General features: G+C 66.5%; 1 protein-coding gene. It reads left to right on the top strand.

Translation table 11 applies throughout. The annotated features are described in order from the left end of the window. The coding region (locus ACFQVC_RS42430) for a 2-oxoacid:ferredoxin oxidoreductase subunit beta (protein WP_381842140.1) at positions 1-993 on the top strand (993 nt) is incomplete at both ends.

Raw genomic sequence — 993 nt, forward strand, 5'->3', positions numbered from 1 at the left:
CCCAAGGCCGAGGCCGAGCAGTCCATGAAGGACTTCAAGTCCGATCAGGAAGTGCGCTGGTGCCCCGGCTGCGGTGACTACGCGATCCTGGCCGCCGTGCAGGGCTTCATGCCCGAACTCGGCCTGGCCAAGGAGAACATCGTCTTCGTCTCCGGCATCGGCTGCAGCTCCCGCTTCCCGTACTACATGAACACCTACGGGATGCACTCCATCCACGGCCGCGCCCCCGCCATCGCCACCGGCCTCGCCTCCTCACGCCGCGACCTGTCCGTCTGGGTCGTCACCGGCGACGGCGACGCCCTGTCCATCGGCGGCAACCACCTCATCCACGCCCTGCGCCGCAACGTCAACCTCAAGATCCTGCTCTTCAACAACCGGATCTACGGCCTCACCAAAGGCCAGTACAGCCCCACCTCCGAAGTCGGCAAGATCACCAAATCCACGCCGATGGGCTCCCTGGACGCCCCCTTCAACCCGGTCTCCCTGGCCATCGGCGCCGAAGCCTCCTTCGTCGCCCGCACCGTGGACTCCGACCGCAAACACCTCACCGACGTCCTGCGCCAGGCCGCCGACCACCCCGGCACCGCCCTCGTCGAGATCTACCAGAACTGCAACATCTTCAACGACGGCGCCTTCGAAGCCCTCAAGGACAAACAGCAGGCCGAAGAAGCCGTGATCCGCCTGGAACACGGACAGCCGATCCGCTTCGGCACCGACCAGAGCAAGGGCGTCATCCGGGACACCCTGACCGGCGACCTGAAGATCGTCACCGTCACCGAGGACAACCAGTCACAGATCCTCGTCCACGACGCCCACGCCACCTCACCCACGACCGCCTTCGCGCTCTCCCGCCTGGCCGACCCCGACACCCTGCACCACACCCCCATCGGAGTCCTGCGCAGCGTCGACCGGCCCGTCTACGACACCCAGATGACCGACCAACTCGACGCCGCCATCGAGCAGAACGGCAAGGGCGACCTCGCCACCATGCTC

The organism is Streptomyces monticola, assembly GCF_042665355.1.
Lineage (GTDB): Bacteria > Actinomycetota > Actinomycetes > Streptomycetales > Streptomycetaceae > Streptomyces > Streptomyces monticola.